A 21,736-nucleotide genomic window follows, 5' to 3' on the forward strand; every position below is an offset into this window, starting at 1 on the left:
ACACTAGGAACGCTGGAAACGGAAGGTATCGATCGATTGAGCCGTCAGAAAAATTCCAAGAAAAATGTAGCTTGCAAACACCACAAGACTACTGGTATCAACAATGCCTTGGATCAGGTTTGTATAGTGTTTTAGTAAGGATAAATGTCCGAGCGCTTCTCCAATCGCACCCCCAAAATTTTTTGCCACTAAATCCACAACCCACAACGCCATGACTAACGCGAATGTGAAAATTGCAGCAACGATCGTACTATCTGTTAGAGATGACATAAACATTCCTAACGACAAGACTGCTCCAGCCAGTAGAAGCAACCCAGCATGACCCAGCAATAGAACATTAAGTTGAATCGGTGGATTAATATTTGAGAGCGCGATCGCTTCATATAGCAGTAACGGTAATGACATCGTAAAGAAAAACGTCATCACACCCAGTAATTTCCCCACTGCAACCGCCCAATTCGTTAAGGGTGATGTCGCTAGCAATTCTAAGGTGCCGCGCTTGCGCTCTTCTGCATATAGCCCCATCGATAGAACGGGTAATACAAACAGTGATAGTGAACCAATCACTCCTAAGATCGTGCGGATGAATTCATAAGGGATGTCGATCGGAGCCGTTCTAATTCCTGCGGCGGCGGCTTGATCGTACTGGGCTGCCTGTTGGATCACTCCATCGAGCGTTACTGTAAACAGAAAGCCAGAAATCAGCCAGAACACGGCTGCGATCGTATACGCTAAGGGCGACGTGAAGTAGCTGAGCAATTCTCGCCGATAGATCGCCAAAGTGTTGAATAGAACTGTCTTCATGCTTCTGGCTCTCCCTCAATCGCGTCTTCTACAGGTTTCTCTTCGGTCGTTAGCTCTAAAAACACGTCTTCTAAGCTGGCTTGCATGCGTCGCATCTCATACAGTCCAACCCCATTTCGCACTAGGACACTGGCAATCTCCCGTCCTGGTTCTGTTTCGGATTGCGATATTACACGAATGCGATAACGTTGATCTGAACCTGAGAGTTGCTCGATCGATTGCACATCTTCAACTAAGTTTAAGCACTGCTCGATCGCGTTCCAATTGCCCTCCACATCTAACTCGTAGCCCAAACCGCGATTGAGTTGCGCCATTAACTGATCCGGCGTATTGGTTGCGACCACTTGACCGCGATTAATAATCGTGACGCGATCGCAGGTCATACTCACTTCTGGCAGAATATGCGTTGAGAGAATAACGGTGTGATCGCCCGCGAGTTGCTTGATTAAATTCCGCACTTCGATAATTTGGCGTGGATCAAGTCCGACCGTGGGTTCGTCGAGAATAATTACAGGGGGATCATGCACAATCGCTTGAGCAATTCCGACTCGTTGTCGATACCCTTTAGACAGCTTACGAATCAGCGTTTTGCGCTTGTCTACTAATCCGGTTTTTTCCAAGGCGGTTTGAATTCGAGTCGGACGATCGCCCGCACTCACGCCCTTAATCTGTGCGACAAAGTTGAGAAATCCCTGAACTGTCATCTCAGGGTAAAGCGGCGGCGTTTCCGGCAAATATCCGATCTTCTGCCGCACCGCCATCAAATTCTCATGCACCTCAAACCCTGCAACTTTTGCCGTTCCTCGGCTCGCTGGTAGATAGCCCGACAGAATTCGCATCGTGGTAGTTTTTCCAGCACCGTTAGGTCCTAAAAAACCGAGAATTTCGCCTGCTTCGACCGAAAAAGTTACATCCTCGATCGCTGCGGTTGAACCATAAACTTTGCTGAGATGCTCAACTTCGATCATAAACCTGAGAGAACTAGGGTCGCAGTCTCGTAGAGTAGCAAAGTTTTGCCGCGACTGCCTGCATTTTGACGCAAACCGATACGATTTGCTCTCAGTCTTTCTCAAAATTGAGATCAGCGATCGGATGCACTGTTTTAGTAGTCTTTAGTGGTCGCGATTGCAATTTCAGTTCTCGCGATTGCAATTTCAGTCCTCGCGATTGCAATTTCAGTCCTCGCGATTGCTGTTTCATACCAAATTGATTTTTGAGTGCGACAGATCCTTCGCCCCCTAAATCCCCCATACTGGGGGACTTCAGGCCAAATCTGTTTCGGATTCTCAAAGTCCCCCAGTATGGGGGATTTAGGGGGCTTCCAAGATCTGTCGCATTAATAAATTGATTCGGTATCAGTGATTCGGAGAGCAATTTCAGTGCTCGCGCTCCTTCCTAAACTTCTTCTCAAATCCTGGCAAATCGCCGCACTGCCAACACACTACCCACAAATCCAACCATTGCGCCAAACGCCAATAGAATCAACGGCAGCGCGATCACCTCGATTGGTCTAACTGCCCCAGTCGTCAAAAACTGCACAAACTCCGCTTGTCCGCTCAATTGATGCCGGATAAATTTTTCGATCGCCTGAATCAGCATAAAAGCGATCGCCGATCCTGCAACCCCAAACACCACACCCTGAGTCAGAAACGGCAAATAAATCCAGCTTCGAGTTGCGCCGACAAGCTGCATCACTTCAATCTCTTTGCGACGCGCCAACACAATCAATCGAATCGTCGTATTGATCACCGCGATCGCCGTTGCCGTCAGCAACCCAATAATGGCGGTACTCATCGAGTTAAATCCCCGACTCAGTTGAGCCATTCTCTGAACCGCTTCGCTCACATACTGAACCTCTTCGACCCCGCGAATGTTCTTTAATTTCTCCGCTAAAGCCGGAACCGCCTCCGACGATCGCGCCTTCACCCGTAACTCATCCACCAGCGGATTGCCTTGAAGCTGCTGCGTTGCATCTTTTAAGTTTGACAAACCCAACTCTTGCACCAAACTACTCCAGGCTTGCTCTTTAGAAACATCCTGCACCGAAGCCACTTCCGGCAGTTTTTCCACCACCGATCGCAGCACATCCGCCGCCACCCCAGTTTCTAAATAAGCAGAAACCTCAAGCTGACTGCCAAACTGAGTCAGCAAGCTCTCCAACTGCCAAGAAGCCTGTAAACTCATGCCAAATAAAAACAGCAGCACCGTCACCATACTCACCGCTGCCCAATTCATCCAGCCGCCACGCCGCAAGCCCAGCCACGTCTCACGCCACAAATAATCGAACTTGGTGAAGAACCGAAACATCCTCCTCCTCCCACAAAACAATTTTCACAGTGCGACCCCCTTGTAACATTCAGAATTAAAACCAGCATCCGGATTACCCACTGAATTCGTCACCCATTCGCTAAAATAGAACCAACACGGAATCACTCCGACCTTTGAACCTCAGTTTTAGGTGACACATCCCATGCCCTCCTCAGTTTTGGTCGAGAAGAAGAAATTAGACAATCCACCGTTACAGATGCACCACATGGGCGATCGCGTGTTGCGTCAGCCTGCAAAACGAGTGGCGAAGGTGGATGATGAAGTGCGCGAAATCGTCCGGCAAATGCTGCAAACCATGTACAGCGAAGACGGCATCGGGCTTGCGGCTCCTCAAGTCGGCATCCACAAGCAAATCATCGTCGTAGACATCGAGCCAGATAAACCCGAAGTTTCGCCGCTGGTGCTGATTAATCCCGTGATTAAAAAATCAGGCACGACAACCTGTAGCGGCCAAGAAGGCTGCCTCAGCATTCCCGGTGTATATCTCGATGTCGAGCGCCCAGAAGAAATTGAAGTTTCTTTCAAAGACGAAACCGGACGGATGAGAACCTTGGCGGCTGATGGATTATTGTCGCGCTGTATTCAGCACGAAATCGATCACCTGAATGGTGTTTTGTTCGTCGATCGCGTCGAAAACAAACTGGCACTGAACCAAGAACTGAAAAAACGCGGCTTCTCAGCAAATGATGTCCGTCCCGTCGGATAATAAAGACTAAACAAACCGTCAGCACCCCTGACGGTTTTTCAGTCTTAGAGGCAAGAATTATGATAATGACACCGAAAAGCGGTTTATTTCTGGGCGTGTCCTGTGTTGCCGCGATCGCCGCAGTCGGGTGCGTGTTTGAACTCACATCCGGAAATCCTGAATATGGAACTGTAGTCACCGGAGCGATTTTGGCGATTAGCGCCCCGTTGACGATCGTTAGCTTTATTGCCGCAGTTGCCGATGCAAGAGCCAATAATCAATAAGCCGATAAAAAACCTAGAACCTGCCGATTGCTCAAGCTCAAGCGCGATCGGAAGACTGAAGCCCTATCTTCAATAACGTGCTGGAAATTATCATCATTTCCCTGGTTTTACTGTATGGTTCTAGCAAACGCTCACTGCTTGAACTTCTTCCATGACGGGCGAAATTAGTCCGATCGCTTGCCTGCGGCAACTGTCGATCGACGATCCTGCAAATCCCAAATTACTGGTACATTCCCTACCCATCGACGCAGTAATCGCGATCGGGCGTGATCCTCGCTGTCAAATTGTCGTCGATCCGCTGCGGTTTGCCTCGGTTTCGCGTCGTCATGCTGAAGTGCGACCCAGTGAACCAAATGCCGGAGAACGCCCAGCCTGGTGGATTTGTGACCTCAACAGTTCTAATGGCACCTATCTAAATGGACAGCAATTGCGAGGATGTCAGCTTTTGCAGCCGGGCGATCGCGTGTCTTTGGGCAATGATGGACCTGAATATATTTTTGAGTATCTGGTAGAGTTCAATCGCGAGGTCGCCGTGGCGACTCAGCAAGAAGCAATTTCTCCGTCTCTAACTCCAGCCGATCCCGTCACCTTGACGCAACTGTTTCCGATCGTTTCCACCGGACGAGAACTGACGCACAAAGCCTTCCTCGTTCCGAGCGTGGTGACGATCGTCTTTGTCGTGGGCTTATTCGTTGCGGTCGGACAGCCTTTATTATTTAACCGTCTATTAGCAGGTTACATTGCCCTAGTCGGATTTTACTTCGTCTATCGACTGTGCGGAAAGCGCAAGCCCTGGTGGGTAATGGCTCTCTCGGCCATGGGAACCTATTTCTTACTCCGGAGTCCCGTCTTACCGCTATTTGTCGCACTGTTTCGAGAAGTGCTGCCTGGACAAGTTCCAACCCCCGGAGAACCAATCAATCCGTTGATGTTATTCATTCGGATGTTCTTTGGCGCGGGACTCATGGAAGAACTGCTAAAAGCACTGCCGTTAGGTGCGTTGTTTCTAATTGGGCGCGTTCTGCCTGCTCCGTGGAACGATCGTGTCGGCATCCGGGAACCTCTGGACGGCATCCTTCTAGGAGCAGCATCCGCCGTTGGCTTTACCCTAATAGAAACTTTGGGGCAATACGTTCCCGACATGATTCAAACAACATCGCTGCAACTCGGAACCGGATGGGATCAACTGCGTGGCTTACAAGTGCTGATCCCGCGGTTATTAGGCGCAACTGCAGGACACATGGCGTATAGCGGTTACTTTGGATACTTCATAGGGCTGGCAGTCCTAAAATCGCGCCAAAGCTGGCTGATCCTGTTGATCGGTTATTTAACCGCGTCTGGACTTCACGCTCTCTGGAACGTTATGGGAAGCGTCAGCGAAATTCTTTTGGCATTAGTGGGAATGGTGTCTTACGCCTTTCTGGCTGCCGCAATCCTTAAAGCCCGGAGCATATCACCCACGCGATCGCAGAACTTCGCTACTCGCCTAAAATCCTAGCGCGACGAAAAACTCTATCCTGCGATATACACCGAACAACTTCTGACTTGAACTTAAGTAAGAAGTTGTTTACAAGTTTGAGCATTAGGCTCGAATTACAGGTATTTCCACGCCTGCATCGCCATTAAACTCAAACGATAATCATTCGACTATGACTTTGAATCCACGCCTTGGCGCAAGTGCGCCAAAAGCAGCGCTAAAACTCTTTTTACCGCTGTCACTTATCTCAATCGCGCTCGTTGCAGGTGAACTCAAGGCGAATGCACAAGAACCCAGCACAGTTAAAGCTGCTACCCGTTCTGTTGCTTCAAATGGTGCAGCATCATTGGGTCAACCTGCGATCAGTATCAATCAGCTTCCTGTAAGCCAAGGATTTGCGGCTGACGCTCGCTTTACGGTGGCACAAACAACACCTTCTACACCGAGCGAAATTGCTCCGGGTCGATCGGTTCCGGGAAACACTCCTGCGGGCAATCCGACAAACCCCGCAGATACGACACCGAGCAATACCACTCCGAGCACGACACAAGATGCAACACCCGTTGCACCCGCCACCACGCCTTCTAGTACGCCCACAACACCGGGCGGCACGACCATCACGCCTGAAACAACGCCTTCTGGCACGACCACCACGCCTTCTGGTACACCGACAACGCCGGGCACGACCACCACGCCCGACACCACAACTCCTGGGACAACCCCTGGAACCACGCCAGCTAGCGAGTTTGCGCCTGGTCGTGCGACCCGTTCCGGTTCTAGCTACGTCGGAGTTGGCGGCAACATTGGAATTGGCGACGGCGACATTGCTCTAGGTGAAGGCAGCTTTGCGTTATTAAGCAAAATTGGCTTAACGCGGAATTTCTCGGTTCGCCCATCTGTGTTGTTTGCTGACGATGTAGCGATTCTTCTGCCTATCACTTATGACTTTAGCTTCGGTGAAAGTGTAACAGGTGATTTAGGATTTACGGCGGCTCCCTTTTTGGGAATCGGTGCAGCCATTTCGACAGGTCGCGGCGGTGATGTCGGTCTGCTGCTGACGGGTGGAATTGATGTGCCCATTTCGTCGCAGTTTACAGCAACGGCTTCAGTGAATGCTTCTGTGACGGGTCAAGCCGCAGTGGGCGTTCTTCTGGGAATTGGCTATAACTTTGCAGGCTTCTAGTCGCAAAGGTTAATGCTCGATCGCTCTCTAGATTTTCCTTAAAATTTGGAGAGCGAATTTTTTATTTAAAGCGTGAATTCAGCAAATTCGTCATCTGTTGCGGGTTGTGTTGTTCTGACTGTTGCAGATTGGTATTGCTGAGTATTAATTAGTTCATTGAATTTGAGCGGCGGATTTTGTTGTATCAGATTCAATGCGGTCATAAAATCGCGAATAATTTCGCCTGGAGTGAGTCGCGTTTCAGTTCCGACTCTGCCACTCCGTACTGCTGCGATAAATCGAGAAATTTCATCCGAAGTTAACTGCTTGTTCAACTCATAGTGAGTAAAAAAGACGATCGCAATTCGCTGCAATAACCCCTGAAGTTCAGAATCATTCAGCGGGTCAAGATGAATCACTGGAGCGCTAGTGTCGATCGCATCCGATTGCACCACGCGACTTTGCGCCGTTCGACGCTGCCAAGCCGGATCGCTATACAATCCCCGTCGCGGATCTTCTAAAAACTGCGGTGTTCCACCAATCAACGTTCCTAAATGACTGACTTTACCCTGCATCGCATCGTTGAACATTGCAAGGAGCTTATCGTAATTGTTTTGACGAGCGATCGCAGTTGGAATCTTCGATAAATGCACCACTTCATCGAGAATCACAATCAAGCCTTTGTAATCAATATCTGCCGCAAATCGAGCGATTAATTTAATGTAGTCATACCAAGAATCGTCATCAATGATTACCCGAACCCCTAACGCTGCTTTTGCTTCGGTTTTGGTTGAAAACTCTCCTCGTAGCCAACGCAGTGCCGATTCTTTTTTCGTGTCATCATTCGATCGATATCCCGTCCAATACGCAATAATCACCGTCGCGAAATCAAACCCATTGACTAAATCCGCAACATCCTGAGTCACCAATCGAATTCGCGCTTCGACTTGCTGATCAAAGCCTTCTTCATTCGGCTTCATTCCGGTTTCTTGTGCCACTTGCGCTTGAATCGCTGCAATCCAGCGTTCCAGAATAATCGTCAATGCCCCGCCTTCAGGACGGCTTTTAGTCGCCAAATTTCGCATCAGTTCACGATAAGTTGCGACTCCTGCCCCTTGGCTTCCCGTTAAGCGTCGATCGGGTGTGATGTCCGCATCTGCAACCACAAATCCGCTTTCCATCGCCAAATTGCGAATCAGTTGCAGCGTGAAACTTTTCCCGGCTCCATACCGCCCAATCACAAATCGAAACGCCGCACCGCCATTCGCGATATGCTCAAAATCTTGGCGAATTGCGGCAATTTCCTTTTCGCGTCCCACAGCAATATGCTCTAAACCCACTCGCGGCACAACGCCTGCACTTAGAGCATTGACTAAGGCAGTTGAAACACGCTTTGTAAGTTTAGGCTGAGACATAAGACTAGGATAGGAATTCAGAGTCTTAGAGTAGCACTAAAGCTTACGATCGATGAACCTTGTCCTAATGCTCCTCTGGATTCAATTGGGCAAAAAATCATCATCAAGAATCGAGGCAACATCATAAGGGCATTCACTAGGAAAGGTTTGTAATGGTAAACCTGTTTCAGCTTTTGCCTGTTTTGTTGCTCTGATGTACGACTCGGCAAGAATCGTTTCAAGATAAGGCTTGAGACTGGGAGAGTCTTGAATGTCATCTTGAAGCCGATGTCGATGTTCTAACAAGCTTGATTCCCAGCAACCACTGCGTTTCTCAGACTGATACTGCCATTTCAGCAGATGCAGCAACACAACAATTAAATTGCTTTTCAAACTGCGTCGCTGACTTCGCGCCATGTCTTCAATCTCATCGAGCAAGTTCTCCCAATCAACACTGTCATAGTCGCCATTTCGCAGACGTTCAACGGTCGTCTCAATCCACTGTACGTAATCTGTTTCATAAAGCAGCCGTTGTGTTGCCTGAGTCATAATCTATTCCGGTTGTTGAAGTTGGCGTTGAATACGATCGCTTAACTGACTATGCTTTGAAGCAAGCCGCGCTTTTCCAGCGGCTGCCCAGTCTTGCAGGAAATCAATCTGTTCTTTGGCAGTCCGTGCTAGTGGCACGATCTGACTTGCCGCTTCCAGAATGTCATCGGTCATAAAGTCGCGATTCTGACTAAAGCCAATGTGCATCGCTTCGATTAAAGTCTGCTCGATCTCAGCTCCTGAGAAATCTGGTGTTTCGTAGGCTAGTCGATCGAGATCATATTGCTTCAAATTGTGCGGACGCAGGCGAGAAAGATGAACGGAAAAGATCGATCGACGTTCTTCCTGCGTCGGCAGTCCCACAAAGAAAATCTCATCAAATCGCCCTTTTCTTAGCATCTCTGGTGGAAGCGCTTGAATATTGTTGGCGGTTGCAACCACGAACACCGGCGATTTCTTCTCCGCCATCCAGGTGATGAAGGTTCCGAACACTCGGCTGGTCGTACCAGAATCGCTGCGACCATCCACGCCAGAAAAGGCTTTATCAATTTCATCGATCCACAGCACACAGGGGGCAAGCGCCTCGGCAAGCTGAATCATTTGGCGAGTGCGCGATTCTGACTCCCCAACTAAGCCACCGAACAATCGTCCTACATCCAAGCGCAGTAACGGTAAATGCCAATGATGCGCGATCGCTTTTGCCGTCAGCGATTTGCCCGTTCCCTGAATTCCAACTAGCATCAAGCCTTTCGGATGCGGCAGACCGTATTGTCGAGCGCGATCGCTAAATGATCCGCCTCGTCTGAGTAGCCAATCTTTTAAGTTATCCAATCCTCCAATATCTGAAATATCTTCTTTGGCTGGATAGAAATCGAGAATTTGAGTTTGGCGGATGGTTTGGCGCTTTTCCTCAAGAATCAGTTCAACATCATCCGGGCGCAGTTCACCGTGGAGCGCGAACGCCCGTGCCAGAACGCGCCGAATTCGCTCGATCGACAATCCCTGGCACGATCGCACCAATTCATCCAATGTCTTATTCTCAAGTCGCTGACCTGTTGCACTGAGAAGCCGTTCAATCTCAGTTTTGATCTCCGTTGCACCCGGAAGCGGAAACTCTAACACGGTCAGCACTTCGCTCAAATCATCAGGAATCGAAATTTGAGACGATAACAGCACCAGATTTTTGGGCTGAGATTTCAGCAATCGAGCTAGATTTCTCAGTTTCCGCGAAATCGAAATATCTTCTAAAAATCGGTGAAAGTCCCGCAAAATGAAAACTGCGGGCGCACTCATCGGCAGTTTTTCAACAAATTCAAGCGCTTGCAGGGGATTGCGTTTTCCAAATCCGACATCGTTAGGATTGCCTTGATAGCCATCGACAAAATCCCAGATATAGACGGCACGATCGCCCTGTGCTTTCGCAGTTTGAGCGATCGCGGCTTCGACTCGTTCTTCCTCACGAGTTGGAATATAGATAATCGGATACCGCGCCCGGATTAGCAGGTTGAATTCGTCGCTAAAACTCATAAATAGCTTGATGTTGTACGGTCTTTCTTCTACCGTACAACATCAGGCTAATTGAGATGACCCTTCAACGTTTGTAAGGCTGCCCAACGGCTATCAATCCCTGGATTTTTAATCTCGTCCACTACTTCAATGCCCTTACAGTCTTGCTCACAGAGTTGGCGCTGGGGAATTTCGAGTGAAAGCTGCTCATACAGCCAAGCTGCTGGATCAAAGTAACCGTTCGGCGGCAGCGTTTCAACCAGATCATCCATTGAAAGATCGCGATCGAGCGGCAATTCCTCCAGTTGATCAGCCGTCTCATCGAGCCAAATCATCTCGCTCGACTCGATCGCTAATCGATGATTAAACTGCTGCAAACAGCGATGACAGGTCAAAGTGACGATCGTTTCTGCTTTGGCGGAAACTTCGAGAAAATTGCCTTGATGCGTAATTTTAATCCAGCCTTGAACCGGAGTCAGAGTTTTCAGATTTTCGAGGAGTGTCTTGAACTCGATCGTCTGCGTGTGCTCAGGGCAATGAATCAGGCGGGGAATATGAATAGCTTCCATACGGCTTAATGCTGAAGGGAACGATCGCAATTGAGCGATCCACATGGAAAAAGCGGAAAACTTGCTTGTACAAATCCTCCGCTTTCTTAGTCTAACGAATTTTATCCGAACTATGCTTCGTCTGAACCAGAGCCAGCGAGACGAACCACCAGTCGCCGATCGGGTTCTTGACCCCGACTGTAAGTTTCAATGTCATCGCTGCTTTGAAGAATCGAATGCACCTGACGACGCTCGGCTGAAGAAAGCGCTTTAATTTCGTACTCTTCACCGGTTTCTCGCACTTGATTGGCGGCAGATTCAGCGATCGCAGTCAGTTCCTTCAGTCGCCGATCGCGATAGCCATCGATTTCGATCGTGTAAGCAATCTGCTCTTCTTGCCCAATATTCAGAATCGCACTTGCCAAATATTGAATCGAATCAAGAACCGCGCCATTGCTACCGAGTAGCGCTTCGATCTGAGCAGGCTGCAGGGAAGTATGGTCGATCGTCAACCAGCAACTTTTCTCAGCAAAGGTATTTCGCACTTCCGGGGTTACGGTTGCGGGAAAAGCAGCCAGCTTCAGAAAAGTTTCGAGCCACTGCTGTCCCCGCTGCTGCAATTGAGTTTCAGCCATACGTCCCCACTATGCCTTCTTCTTACGGCCAGGTTCAAACGGGAGCGGATCATCGCCATCCGACTTTGCACTTCCACCGCTAGCTTTCGCAGTTGCCCCAGCTTCCGCTTCGACTAACTTCTGAAGATTTTCAGGTAACGGTTCACGCGACAGAAGGAAGGTTTGAGCCGTCTGGAAAATGTTCGCGATTACCATGTACATCAGCACACCTGCGGGCAAGGGGAAGAACAAGAACATTCCAGAGAAAATCACAGGCGTAACTTTGTTGATGGTGTCTTGCTGAGGATTGCCTGTCGAACCCTGTCCCGAAATCAACTGGCTGATATAAAGGCTGAGCCCAAAGAAAACCACCATACCGATGATGTCCCAGTGGAAGGTGCCATCTGGATCAACTGCACCGACTCGCCCAAGCTGATCGATAAACAAGAAGCCTTTGTCCGCAGCCAATCCAGGGATAAATGCCTGAACCGTCGCATCTCCCGGCTGAAGCGCTTCGATCGTGCCGTCTTCGTTAATCTTGATGCGCTCAGCGCCAGTCGTAGCTTTCAGTCTCGGCGTTAGGCTGCTGCTATATTGCGCTTCCAGTTCCGTAAATGGCTTGCCGTCTAAAGTTTGAAATTCAATCTTGGTTTTCTCACCGACAGCCAACTTCGTACCACTCGGCGCGATCGCGCTAATTTTCGCGTGAATACCATCTGCCACGTAAATGTTTTGTGGCGGAGTGACAAACGCTTGGGGTGCAACTTGCTCAACTTGAGCTTGAGGCGCAATCTGGAAGTTCACCGTGTAAGGCACATCTGAAAAGGGTGAGCCTCTGAGCGTCGCAAACAGCGCAAACAGAATTGGCATCTGCAAGACTACCGGGAAGCACCCCGCTAACGGATTGCCAAACTCCTTGTAGATTGCGCTCATTTCTTCCTGCTGTTTTGCAGGATCATTTTTATATCGTTCCTGAATTTCTTTAACGCGCTTTTGCATCACAGGTTGAGTCACCTTCATGCGGCGCATACTGCGGATTGAACCTGCGCTAAGCGGATAGAGGGCAAAGCGAATGACTAGAGTCAACGCTACGATCGCCAACCCATAGCTCGGTACGATCCCATAGAAAAAATCCAGGATCGGCAGCATCACGTTATTGGATAAGAAGCCTACACCAAAGTCCATTCGCTTTACGTCTACCTAATAGGGTCTAAAGTGATCAAGGCATTTCAGAATCGAAAATGCCAAATCCAGTGTAGCGCTCAGGGTGGCAACTTTAAGGTTGACTTCCGAGACTGCCACTAACTTTTTTGGCTCTGTCTGAAAGCCGTTCGTTGATAAAGTCATACACTTCCCGGAACTTGGGAATCGCTCGTAATTCGATGCGGCTTCCGTCGCGGAGGGTTAACACCATATCGCCATAGGCTCCAATCCCGCGCGGGACAGTGACGACTTTCGTGATTTCTGAATAAATAACATCCGCCCGATCGCGCCCTTGCCAGCCACCAACGACACTAATGCGGCGATTAGTAATGCGATAGCGCAGCCAAAGCGCCCGGACGATCGAACCGACCGTGAGCGGCAAACAAATCACGGTAAAACCTAGAAGAACGTTGATAATCAAGTCCCCAATATGCGGCCCACCTTCGTAGAAGACTTCTTCTTTAATTGCCATTCAGCACCTCAGCTTTAACCAATAGCTGCTCTAATTCTTGCAGATATTGAGAATAATCACACTCGGTCGCTTCGATTCGCACGCCGATGACGATCGCATATCCCGGTTTCGTGCGAGGGAGAAAACTTCGCAAAATCGATCGAACCTGGCGTTTAATCCGGTTGCGAATCACTGCGCGTTTACTCACCTTTTTACTAATTGAGATACCGATACGGGTCGGCTGTTCAGGGCATTTCAGCGCTCTTAGGGTGAAACAACGTGAACCTCGACGAAATCCTCGCTGATAAACGGCATCAAAATCTCGTCGATGTTTCAGGCGATTTTCTTGGGGCAGCAAAACCGGGATCAGGAACTTGAAACAGAGAGGCGCAAGCGTCCTTTTTTACGGCGTGCTTGAATCACTTTTTGTCCATTTTTCGTCCGCATCCGGGCACGAAATCCTGATACCCGTCTCCGCTTGCGGCTTGTTCCGCCTAAAGTGCGCTTTGTCATAGTTGTGGCTCCAGTAAATTAATCCCAAGCAAAAAATAAGTAGACCGTGGGAAAAGTCACAGTCTACTAGCGTATCACGATTTTCGGTTACTGAATCGTCACAATCCAGGTGCCGATGTCACGCAGCAAGGGGACATCTCCAGGCGACAGAACGCGACAATTGAAGTAGAACATACCGCCGCTGTTGGGGTTGCGAACGTTTGAGAAAATCATTTCAACGTTAGAACCAGCCGGAACCGGTTCTTGGGGGAAAATTTCGATCACATAGTTGTCTTTTTCCCACTTCACTTCTTGAATCGCAACTTTTTTGTCGTTGACTAACAGTTCGACTTCTTTCGGGTCGAATGTGCCTTTGAAGTAGTTGGGATAGTCGATCGAGAACTGTGCGATCGCGACTTTCACTTTGTCACGGGGAACCCGGAAGCGGTACCGATCCCAGGAGCCTGTGTTTCCGCCAAAGTCGAGTCGATAGTTGAGTTGCTTGCCTGCTCCAACGCCACTGAAGAGCGTCAGACCCGGTAAACCTTGAGCGATCGCACCCAAGGGTACACTTGCGAGGAGGCTACCTGCGATCGCAAGGGCTGAAACGGCGCGACGCATTGAATTTCTTTTCAGTAGCATAAAGAAAAAGATGAGTAAGGGTTAAGTGAATTAATACTGAGAGTAGCAGGAACCTGCATAGGGGGATACGGTGTGAAGACGCGATCGTCGATCGTTTTGTTCCTGATTAAGAAATTTGCTCCGGGTCAATTTCTAATAAACCGAGCAGTGGTAAAGGAAGGGTGTCGCCAGCCAGAAGTGTAGTTTTTGGAGCGCTTAGGTCACAGCGGGTTTTGTACCAATCAATTCAAGTCAAGTTTAACAGAGCCTTTGTTCTATTAAGATTCGCAAGAATGTTAAACAGATTGAATTTAGATTTCAAATTATAAAATCTGTCGATTTTCATAGCATTTTTTACCTAAATCTTTGAGAAACTAAACTTGCAAAAATCTTTATTTCATTGACATTTCCTGAATCTATAATTTTTGAAAATCTGCTTGTTTGATTACTTTTTGAAACACAAGGGGTTTGTTGTCTTGTGTTTTCGAGTATGACTGAGAAAAGCTTAGACCGTAGTGAATCGCTGTTACAAAACGCCATAATGAGGAGACAGCATGACGATCGCGATCGACAAGGAATCAGAGGCGGGACAACCTGAACAGTCTCCCGCTCTTTATAGAAAAATTGGAATTCCAAAAGAAATTTATGCTGGAGAATGTCGAGTTGCTGCCACGCCGGACACTGTAAAAATTTTGCAAAAATACGGCTTTGAGATATTGATTGAATCTGGAGCCGGAGAAGCTGCAAATTTTTCAGATGAAGCCTATTTACAAGCTGGATGTCGAATCATTGTCGATACTGAAACGCTTTGGTCTCATGCCGATTTGATTCTAAAAGTTCGACCCCCCATCTGGAATTCGCACCTTAACAAACATGAAGCGGATTTGTTACACGAAGGCACGACGCTGATTAGTTTTATCTGGGCAGCACAGCATCCAGAATTAGTCGAACATCTAGCGAATCGTAAGGCGACTGTATTAGCGATGGATGCTGTTCCTCGAATTAGTCGCGCTCAGAAATTAGATGCTTTGAGTTCGATGGCAAATATCGCTGGATATCGAGCCGTGATCGAGGCAGCGCATCAGTTTGGACGGTTTTTTACAGGACAAATCACCGCAGCGGGCAAGGTTCCCCCTGCGAAAGTGCTGGTGATTGGGGCTGGAGTTGCAGGACTGGCGGCAGTGGGAACCGCACGATCGCTCGGTGCAATTGTTCGCGCATTTGATACTCGTCCAGCGGTAAAAGAGCAGGTGCAAAGCTTAGGAGCCGAGTTCTTAGAGTTAGCGTTTGAGGAGGACGGTACGGGGCAGGGTGGCTATGCAAAAACCATGAGCCCTGAGTTTATCAAAGCCGAACTGGAACTGTTTGCCGCTCAGGCGAAAGAAGTCGATATCATCATTACGACGGCATTGATTCCAGGCAAGAAAGCTCCAACTTTAATCACTAAAGCAATGGTTGAGAGCATGAAACAAGGTTCTGTCATTGTCGATCTAGCAGCAGAGCAAGGCGGCAACTGTGAGGTGACACACCCTGGAGAAATTGCTCAACATCACGGCGTAACTGTCATTGGTCTAACGGATTTACCCAGTCGAATGGCAGCGCAGGCAAGCCAGCTTTATGGCAAGAATCTGTGCCATCTGCTCGATGATATGGGTAGAAATGATAACTATCGCGTTGATTTAGAAGATGAAGTGATTCGAGGGGCATTGGTGCTGCATCAGGGCGAAACGGTTGCGCCCTTACCGAAAGTGGTTACGCCTGTATCACAGAAGCCTGAAACGCCCATTGCTGAAGTTTCGGCTGTTCGGCAGCGATCGATCCCCTCTTGGATTTGGACAATGCTTTTAGGAGTGGGACTGCTGGGGATTGGAACGATCGCGCCTTCCACATTTCTCAGTCACTTCACTGTGTTTGTCTTAGCTTGCTTTGTGGGATGGCAGGTGATCTGGAATGTGAAACCTGCATTGCATACTCCTTTGATGAGTGTGACGAATGCCATTAGCGGCATCATCATTCTGGGTGGAATGCTGCAAATTTCGGGAACTCCAACTTCCGCCACAACAATTTTAGGCGCGATCGCAGTTCTGATCGGCACGATTAACATTGCTGGAGGCTTTTTAGTAACTCAGCGAATGCTTAAGATGTTTCAAAAACAATAGAGGTGTGCAATGTTTGACAGTCTTTCTAATGTGGCTTACATTGCCGCCAGCGCATTGTTTATTTTAAGCTTGAGCGGGCTTTCCAATCAGGAAACCGCAACCAAAGGAAATTGGTATGGGATTGCAGGAATGTCGATCGCATTTCTCGCAACTGTGCTTCGCAGTGATGTGACCGGATACGGAGTTTTGGCAACCGTTATTCTACCGGGGGCAATCATTGGTGCAATATTGGCGAGTCGAGTTGCCATGACTGAGATGCCTGAGCTAGTTGCAATGCTGCATAGCTTTGTTGGAATGGCTGCGGTACTGGTGGGAATTGCTAACCATCTACAACCGCAAACTTTAATTGGGGCAGAAGCAACCATTCATCAAGCTGAAATTTTTATCGGTGCGTTTATTGGGGCGGTAACATTTACGGGATCGATCGTAGCGTTTGGAAAGCTGCGAGGATTAATCAGCAGTAAGTCGCTATTGCTTCCAGGCCGGCATCTATTAAACATTGGATTGTTGGTGGCTTGTGTAGGATTAGGAGCACAGTTCTTAGCTCATCAATCAATCACAGCACTGTTAATCATGTGTGTACTGGCGGGTGTTTTGGGTGTGCATCTAGTTATGGCGATCGGCGGTGCAGATATGCCCGTTGTGATTTCCATGTTGAATAGCTACTCTGGCTGGGCTGCGGCTGCGGCTGGATTTATGTTGTCGAATGATCTCTTGATCATCACCGGTGCATTAGTCGGAAGTAGTGGTGCGATTCTGAGCTACATCATGTGTAAGGCGATGAATCGATCGTTTATCAGTGTAATTTTAGGTGGATTTGGAACAGGCAATCGTTCTAACGCTAGGGAGATCACCGGAGAAGCTAAATCGATTTCAATTGAGGAAGCCGTTGAGCAATTAGAGAATGCTAACAGTGTGATCATTGTTCCAGGCTACGGCATGGCGGTGGCGCAAGCACAGCACCCGATTTCTGAGATTACAAAAATCTTGCGAAGTCGCGGTATTCATGTTCGATTCGGCATTCATCCCGTCGCCGGAAGGCTTCCAGGACACATGAATGTGTTACTTGCTGAGGCAAAAGTACCCTATGACATTGTTCTAGAAATGGATGAGATCAATGATGATTTTGCTGAAACGGATGTTGTGCTAGTGATTGGCGCAAATGATACCGTCAACCCTAGCGCCGTGGAAGATCCAAGCTGCTCGATCGCAGGAATGCCCGTTCTAGAAGTATGGAAGGCGAAGACTACGATCGTGCTGAAGCGCAGTCTTGGAAGTGGATATGCAGGCGTTGAGAACCCACTGTTCTATAAGGAAAACACTCATATGCTTTTTGGCGATGCGAAGAAGAACACGGATGCGATTCTGAATCAACTTAACGCATTGGTCGTCGCCTAAACCCCGTTGCATCTCGCAACCGTAGAAGCTTAGCGCTTTTACGTCTTTTCAAGGTCAAACGTCATGGTAATCGCCTCATTGGAGTCATTCAATAGGCGATTTTTTGTTTGCAATGGGTTGCAAAGCGATCGCTATTCCTCTCTAAATCACGATCGCACGTTCAACTACTTGGACTCTGGATTGACGATCGACCCCATAAACAAAATTTCACCGGTTCGATTGTCCCGAATTACACAGAAGAATGGTCGATCGACAGTCATCTTAAACGGAGCTTGTTCGATCGGAAGCGAAGTTGTAACAATCCCAATCGAGGTTACTGCGGCCGCCTCCGTTCCTTCCTCGTTCACTTCAACAAACGTCTTATGTTTGACTTGGTCAATTTTAGTGGTTGCTTTACTTAGACCAGAGAAATCCGCAGCATCATCAAACGCAACACTCATGCCGATCGCTGATAGCGCCGTTTTTAGCTCGACCTCATAATCCATCTTGAAGCGGGGCAGTTGAATCTCTCCATCACGGCTGCTAAATTGCCTCATCCAAGTTTGCCAATTCTGAACCGTTAAAGTCTTCTGAAATTCAGCTAAGTTCGACTTGGGCAGAAATACATACATGCTTAAGCGTCGATCGCCGTAAGGTAAGTTAATCGCCTGAAATTGATCTGTTTCAGCATAGCGATACTTGCCTTGCCGCTTCATCAAAGGCACTTGTTTTTTTGAGCCATTCGTTAGCGAAAAGGGTCGGGTTTGTGTATTGCTTTTATCAAATTCATCTGTCCATTGACCTTTGAAGTAAATCGCATTGATCAAAAACATCACATCATCTGGATTAATGCGATCGATAATCTTCGGAATTTTGCCGCGTGTACTTTCCTTCACCCAGCCATTAATCTCATCAGACGCACTAGGCTGATCGAAATCTAAAGATTTAACCTTCGCATCGTAGAATTTTGCATTTCTCTCTAAGAAGCTTGAATTAAAGGCAACTCCTTGTTTTGCCCAAAGTGAATTCGCGATCGACAGTTGAACTTTTGGATCAGCTTTTTCGAGAGCCGCTCTTAAATCACGATGCGCCTGGTTAACTTGTTCAAGCGTCATGCCTTGAAACTCTAGCGCTTTTGCCATTGCTGCTTTTGTTTCACCGTTAGCACCGTTGTACGCCATCGAAAGCGCGATCGCCACACTCGAAGGCGAGACAAACACATTCTTGTTGCGATCTTGCTTCAGAACCTCAGAAAACAACTTAAACCCAAACTTTGTATTGGCTTCCACAATTTTCGGATTGACTGCTTGAACGGGTTTCGATAGCTCTGCTATACGGGTACGTGCTCGCGTACCCTGACTAATCTCTAGTTTAGGATTTTGTGAGCTTGCTGAACCAGAACAAGAAATCGCGCTAATCGCAATCAGTGTAGCGATCAGTGCAACTCCAACTTTAAGAGATTTCACGCGTTGAGTGATGACCATACTCCTCTCCAAGAAAATTTGGAATGGGTCAAGCGATCCACCCATTCCAAGTGACCTCAATTGTGTAGCGCCTCGATGAATCCGCTATCTATGGCTACATTAACCAATTCCACAATTGCGTAGAGAGCGCGTTACTATTTTTGAGACGGAGCCGTCCACCATGCTAGCGCATAGGATTGTACGGGCTGATTCACTTGTTGACGGAAAACGACCCGAATTTTATAACGTCCGGTTGCTGGCACTGGATAAAAAATATGCTGGACACTATCAATGTCGCTGACTGATGACCAGATGCTTTTGCGAATATCATTGTCTTCCGCCCGCATTAGATAAAGATCCAGCTTATTCAGACCCCGATCGCGAAAGCTCTCCCCAATCTCAAATTCACCGTTGCGATTGCGATCGTTTAACTCCACCAATCGATTCCAGGCTAAGGTTGCAGAAACATAGCTTCCTTGCAGCAAAGGCTTCTCAATCAGATAGTCTTGTACTGACTTCTTTGTTTCGATTTTGCCGTAGTTCCAGCCGATCGCGGGTACTGCTCGATTCGGTGTCCATTGTCCGGCACTAAACTGCTGATACGCTCGAAACGCATTCAATTGTCCCGCGCCCATCTGAATGTTTAAGGGAATTCTGCTGTCTTTATACGCATCAGAATCTAGCCAAGTTTTATTGTCTTTCTCTACGATCGTGCGCGTCATTCCGAGCAATCGCCCATCGCCTTTGTCTTTGATTTTGTCAGCAGAATTCATCAGTACCGCTTTCATCACTTCATGACGACGAGCATCCGTTGTCCAAGGTAATTTACAGCCCCCTTTACAACCAGCGCGGAGTTGTCGATCGCCAAATTCCTGCAACAGTGCCACGGTTGCAGTCACATGGGGAGCCGCGAAACTTGAGCCAACGGCGGTCGTTTGTTTACCCCTAAGATTTGCGACGTTAATCCTACTTCCCGGGGCCGTGAGCGAGAGCGATCGACGACCTCCTAAGCTCGTCTCAACGCCATCATTGCGCTTAAAAATGCGCGGATAAGTATCTCCAATATTTGAAAAATCAATTTTTGCATACTCCGCTCCGACTCGCCGTGTGAACGAAACTGTCATGCCGTTATAGCTATCCGTTGGAATCGGAATGCCGCCTTTTCCTTGATTCCCTGCCACAATGAACAAAGAATTATGCTTCAGTGATAACCAATCAATACATTGGGTTAGAAGTGCATTTCCGTCTAATCGAGCATTCGGGCGCGGATCTTGCTGCAATGCTTCCCCAAAGCTAAAGTTAATTGCTCTCACATCCCCCCCATTCTGCAAGGTGACCTGCTGGGCTGAAAGACATTCCTCGGCTTGTCCGCTGCGCTGTGGAGTGGCTGCGGCAGAAGAATAAAGCCGAGCCTCTGGCGCAACTCCTCGCACCGCTTTACTATCCCCGATCATCACACTCGCAACCTGAGCCGCATGAGTATCTAAGTTTGTATTCGTTTTTGCGGGCTGATTGCGGAAAAAAACTCGCGTTAAGCCGATCGTCTGATTCGTTGTACTGGCTTTATCCACACCAAATCGAGGAGGTCGTCCGATTTCCACTTGCCCGATCGCAATCTTCTTTCCAGTGAGATTGTAGGGAGCCTGCTGAAGCCGGAGTGCATCAATGCCAGAGGCACCGATCGAGCTTTCTGCTATAGGCATCGCTTGTGCGGCAACTGCAATCCACATTCCACCAAGTCCCACCAGCCACTTCATCCTTCACGCTCCGTTTTTGAGTATTTATTCCTAAGATTTGTGCAAACCCTGACCAAAATCTGAGAGAAAGCCTTCACAATTTGTTAAACTGATCACAAAATCATGCTCTCCAAGGGGAACACACCGTCATGTCCAATAAACCGATCGTCATTGCACCTTCGATTCTCTCTGCTGATTTTAGTCGGTTAGGCGACGAAATTCGTGCGGTTGATGCCGCCGGAGCCGACTGGATTCACGTTGATGTGATGGATGGTCGGTTTGTGCCGAACATTACGATCGGCCCCCTGATCGTTGAAGCAATCCGTCCTGTGACCCAAAAGCCACTGGATGTCCACTTGATGATTGTAGAGCCAGAAAAATACGTTGGTGATTTTGCTAAAGCTGGAGCGGATCACATCTACGTTCACGCGGAACACAACGCCTCGCCGCACCTGCACCGCACTCTGGGACAGATCAAAGAGTACGGCAAGAAAGCAGGAGTTGTGCTCAATCCGGGTAGCCCCTTGGAGCTGATCGACTATGTTCTGGAACTCTGCGATCTGGTTCTGATTATGAGCGTTAACCCTGGATTTGGTGGACAAAGCTTTATTCCCGGCGTGTTGCCGAAAATTCGTAAGCTGCGTCAGATGTGCGATGAGCGCGGACTCGATCCTTGGATCGAAGTCGATGGTGGCTTAAAAGCGAACAACACCTGGCAAGTGATCGAAGCTGGTGCAAACGCGATCGTTGCGGGTTCTGCGGTATTTAATGCTCCCGATTATGCAGCCGCGATCGAAGGCATTCGCAACAGCAAGCGCCCCGCACCGGAACTTGCAACCGTTTAATTGATTCAATTTCGATTAAGCCAAAAAAGCCGATCGCA

At 48.4% G+C, this 21,736-nt stretch carries 22 protein-coding genes; 7 read left to right on the forward strand and 15 right to left on the reverse strand.

The window, feature by feature from the left end; all coding sequences use genetic code 11:
* Positions 1–3: 3 nt before the first annotated feature.
* The 3 genes from NC981_RS20525 to NC981_RS20535 form a co-directional block, all read right to left on the reverse strand.
* The gene (locus NC981_RS20525; RefSeq protein WP_348244628.1) at positions 4–804 is read right to left on the reverse strand and encodes an ABC transporter permease; all 801 of its coding nucleotides are present in this window, start codon (positions 802–804) and stop codon (positions 4–6) included.
* Positions 801–1,772, reverse strand: a complete 972-nt coding sequence (locus NC981_RS20530; protein ID WP_348244629.1) for an ABC transporter ATP-binding protein — start codon at positions 1,770–1,772, stop codon at positions 801–803. Before NC981_RS20530 ends, NC981_RS20525 begins: the two co-directional genes overlap by 4 nt.
* Positions 1,773–2,211: 439 nt before the next feature.
* Entirely contained in the window at positions 2,212–3,111 is a 900-nt protein-coding gene (locus NC981_RS20535) for an ABC transporter permease (protein ID WP_348244630.1), read from the reverse strand.
* A 163-nt stretch (positions 3,112–3,274) separates the two neighbouring features.
* Between NC981_RS20535 and def the strand changes: the two genes are divergently transcribed.
* The 4 genes from def to NC981_RS20555 all read left to right on the forward strand — a co-directional run bounded on the left by def (position 3,275) and on the right by NC981_RS20555 (position 6,761).
* The gene (gene def / locus NC981_RS20540) at positions 3,275–3,838 is read left to right on the forward strand and encodes a peptide deformylase (RefSeq protein ID WP_348244631.1); all 564 of its coding nucleotides are present in this window, start codon (positions 3,275–3,277) and stop codon (positions 3,836–3,838) included.
* 59 nt (positions 3,839–3,897) lie between these two features.
* Positions 3,898–4,101: a hypothetical protein gene (locus NC981_RS20545; RefSeq protein WP_348244632.1), complete on the forward strand. Its 204-nt coding sequence runs from the start codon at positions 3,898–3,900 to the stop codon at positions 4,099–4,101.
* A gap of 151 nt (positions 4,102–4,252) precedes the next feature.
* Positions 4,253–5,599, forward strand: coding sequence for a PrsW family glutamic-type intramembrane protease (locus NC981_RS20550; protein WP_348244633.1), 1,347 nt, complete (start codon positions 4,253–4,255; stop codon positions 5,597–5,599).
* Between the two features lie 151 nt (positions 5,600–5,750).
* Complete coding sequence (locus tag NC981_RS20555; protein ID WP_348244634.1) at positions 5,751–6,761, forward strand: hypothetical protein; 1,011 nt, start codon at positions 5,751–5,753, stop codon at positions 6,759–6,761.
* Between the two features lie 65 nt (positions 6,762–6,826).
* Here NC981_RS20555 and NC981_RS20560 read toward each other — a convergent pair whose 3' ends face one another.
* The 10 genes from NC981_RS20560 to NC981_RS20605 all read right to left on the reverse strand — a co-directional run bounded on the left by NC981_RS20560 (position 6,827) and on the right by NC981_RS20605 (position 14,118).
* Positions 6,827–8,155, reverse strand: a complete 1,329-nt coding sequence (locus NC981_RS20560) for an ATP-binding protein (RefSeq protein WP_348244635.1) — start codon at positions 8,153–8,155, stop codon at positions 6,827–6,829.
* Between the two features lie 81 nt (positions 8,156–8,236).
* Entirely contained in the window at positions 8,237–8,683 is a 447-nt protein-coding gene (locus NC981_RS20565) for a DUF29 domain-containing protein (protein ID WP_348244636.1), read from the reverse strand.
* A 3-nt stretch (positions 8,684–8,686) separates the two neighbouring features.
* Positions 8,687–10,210, reverse strand: coding sequence for an AAA family ATPase (locus NC981_RS20570; protein WP_190375923.1), 1,524 nt, complete (start codon positions 10,208–10,210; stop codon positions 8,687–8,689).
* Between the two features lie 47 nt (positions 10,211–10,257).
* Entirely contained in the window at positions 10,258–10,758 is a 501-nt protein-coding gene (locus NC981_RS20575) for a YceD family protein (protein ID WP_348244659.1), read from the reverse strand.
* A gap of 110 nt (positions 10,759–10,868) precedes the next feature.
* On the reverse strand, positions 10,869–11,372 hold the full coding sequence (locus NC981_RS20580) for a R3H domain-containing nucleic acid-binding protein (protein WP_348244637.1): 504 nt from the start codon (positions 11,370–11,372) through the stop codon (positions 10,869–10,871).
* Positions 11,373–11,381: 9 nt separating this feature from the next.
* Complete coding sequence (yidC, locus tag NC981_RS20585) at positions 11,382–12,536, reverse strand: membrane protein insertase YidC (protein WP_348244638.1); 1,155 nt, start codon at positions 12,534–12,536, stop codon at positions 11,382–11,384.
* A 91-nt stretch (positions 12,537–12,627) separates the two neighbouring features.
* A complete protein-coding gene (locus NC981_RS20590) occupies positions 12,628–13,026 on the reverse strand; it encodes a PH domain-containing protein (protein WP_190375927.1) in 399 nt (132 codons plus the stop codon).
* Positions 13,016–13,363: a ribonuclease P protein component gene (gene rnpA, locus NC981_RS20595; protein ID WP_348244639.1), complete on the reverse strand. Its 348-nt coding sequence runs from the start codon at positions 13,361–13,363 to the stop codon at positions 13,016–13,018. The genes NC981_RS20590 and rnpA overlap by 11 nt, the downstream gene beginning before the upstream one ends.
* A gap of 8 nt (positions 13,364–13,371) precedes the next feature.
* Positions 13,372–13,518 carry a 50S ribosomal protein L34 gene (gene rpmH / locus NC981_RS20600; RefSeq protein WP_072218036.1) on the reverse strand — a complete coding sequence of 49 codons (147 nt, stop codon included), beginning with the start codon at positions 13,516–13,518 and terminating at the stop codon, positions 13,372–13,374.
* A gap of 87 nt (positions 13,519–13,605) precedes the next feature.
* Entirely contained in the window at positions 13,606–14,118 is a 513-nt protein-coding gene (locus NC981_RS20605) for a DUF2808 domain-containing protein (protein WP_348244640.1), read from the reverse strand.
* A gap of 554 nt (positions 14,119–14,672) precedes the next feature.
* Here NC981_RS20605 and pntA point away from each other — a divergent pair.
* Positions 14,673–16,277: a Re/Si-specific NAD(P)(+) transhydrogenase subunit alpha gene (gene pntA / locus NC981_RS20610; RefSeq protein WP_348244641.1), complete on the forward strand. Its 1,605-nt coding sequence runs from the start codon at positions 14,673–14,675 to the stop codon at positions 16,275–16,277.
* Positions 16,278–16,286: 9 nt separating this feature from the next.
* Positions 16,287–17,675 (forward strand): Re/Si-specific NAD(P)(+) transhydrogenase subunit beta, encoded by a 1,389-nt coding sequence (gene pntB / locus NC981_RS20615; RefSeq protein WP_348244642.1) that lies wholly within the window; start codon positions 16,287–16,289, stop codon positions 17,673–17,675.
* A gap of 164 nt (positions 17,676–17,839) precedes the next feature.
* Here pntB and NC981_RS20620 read toward each other — a convergent pair whose 3' ends face one another.
* Positions 17,840–19,138: a serpin family protein gene (locus NC981_RS20620; RefSeq protein ID WP_348244643.1), complete on the reverse strand. Its 1,299-nt coding sequence runs from the start codon at positions 19,136–19,138 to the stop codon at positions 17,840–17,842.
* A 134-nt stretch (positions 19,139–19,272) separates the two neighbouring features.
* The gene (locus NC981_RS20625) at positions 19,273–20,874 is read right to left on the reverse strand and encodes a S8 family serine peptidase (protein WP_348244644.1); all 1,602 of its coding nucleotides are present in this window, start codon (positions 20,872–20,874) and stop codon (positions 19,273–19,275) included.
* Between the two features lie 128 nt (positions 20,875–21,002).
* Between NC981_RS20625 and rpe the strand changes: the two genes are divergently transcribed.
* Positions 21,003–21,698 carry a ribulose-phosphate 3-epimerase gene (rpe, locus tag NC981_RS20630; RefSeq protein ID WP_190375934.1) on the forward strand — a complete coding sequence of 232 codons (696 nt, stop codon included), beginning with the start codon at positions 21,003–21,005 and terminating at the stop codon, positions 21,696–21,698.
* Positions 21,699–21,736 lie beyond the last annotated feature (38 nt).

This window comes from Leptolyngbya sp. DQ-M1, assembly GCF_039962505.1.
Lineage (GTDB): Bacteria > Cyanobacteriota > Cyanobacteriia > Leptolyngbyales > Leptolyngbyaceae > Leptolyngbya.

Coding starts and splice junctions, on each gene's coding strand:
- NC981_RS20525 (WP_348244628.1), bottom strand. CDS start 804: ATGAAGACAGTTCTATTCAACACTTTGGCGATCTATCGGCGAGAATTG.
- NC981_RS20530 (WP_348244629.1), bottom strand. CDS start 1,772: ATGATCGAAGTTGAGCATCTCAGCAAAGTTTATGGTTCAACCGCAGCG.
- NC981_RS20535 (WP_348244630.1), bottom strand. CDS start 3,111: ATGTTTCGGTTCTTCACCAAGTTCGATTATTTGTGGCGTGAGACGTGG.
- def (WP_348244631.1), top strand. CDS start 3,275: ATGCCCTCCTCAGTTTTGGTCGAGAAGAAGAAATTAGACAATCCACCG.
- NC981_RS20545 (WP_348244632.1), top strand. CDS start 3,898: ATGATAATGACACCGAAAAGCGGTTTATTTCTGGGCGTGTCCTGTGTT.
- NC981_RS20550 (WP_348244633.1), top strand. CDS start 4,253: ATGACGGGCGAAATTAGTCCGATCGCTTGCCTGCGGCAACTGTCGATC.
- NC981_RS20555 (WP_348244634.1), top strand. CDS start 5,751: ATGACTTTGAATCCACGCCTTGGCGCAAGTGCGCCAAAAGCAGCGCTA.
- NC981_RS20560 (WP_348244635.1), bottom strand. CDS start 8,155: ATGTCTCAGCCTAAACTTACAAAGCGTGTTTCAACTGCCTTAGTCAAT.
- NC981_RS20565 (WP_348244636.1), bottom strand. CDS start 8,683: ATGACTCAGGCAACACAACGGCTGCTTTATGAAACAGATTACGTACAG.
- NC981_RS20570 (WP_190375923.1), bottom strand. CDS start 10,210: ATGAGTTTTAGCGACGAATTCAACCTGCTAATCCGGGCGCGGTATCCG.
- NC981_RS20575 (WP_348244659.1), bottom strand. CDS start 10,758: ATGGAAGCTATTCATATTCCCCGCCTGATTCATTGCCCTGAGCACACG.
- NC981_RS20580 (WP_348244637.1), bottom strand. CDS start 11,372: ATGGCTGAAACTCAATTGCAGCAGCGGGGACAGCAGTGGCTCGAAACT.
- yidC (WP_348244638.1), bottom strand. CDS start 12,536: ATGGACTTTGGTGTAGGCTTCTTATCCAATAACGTGATGCTGCCGATC.
- NC981_RS20590 (WP_190375927.1), bottom strand. CDS start 13,026: ATGGCAATTAAAGAAGAAGTCTTCTACGAAGGTGGGCCGCATATTGGG.
- rpmH (WP_072218036.1), bottom strand. CDS start 13,518: ATGACAAAGCGCACTTTAGGCGGAACAAGCCGCAAGCGGAGACGGGTA.
- NC981_RS20605 (WP_348244640.1), bottom strand. CDS start 14,118: ATGCGTCGCGCCGTTTCAGCCCTTGCGATCGCAGGTAGCCTCCTCGCA.
- pntA (WP_348244641.1), top strand. CDS start 14,673: ATGACGATCGCGATCGACAAGGAATCAGAGGCGGGACAACCTGAACAG.
- pntB (WP_348244642.1), top strand. CDS start 16,287: ATGTTTGACAGTCTTTCTAATGTGGCTTACATTGCCGCCAGCGCATTG.
- NC981_RS20620 (WP_348244643.1), bottom strand. CDS start 19,138: ATGGTCATCACTCAACGCGTGAAATCTCTTAAAGTTGGAGTTGCACTG.
- NC981_RS20625 (WP_348244644.1), bottom strand. CDS start 20,874: ATGAAGTGGCTGGTGGGACTTGGTGGAATGTGGATTGCAGTTGCCGCA.
- rpe (WP_190375934.1), top strand. CDS start 21,003: ATGTCCAATAAACCGATCGTCATTGCACCTTCGATTCTCTCTGCTGAT.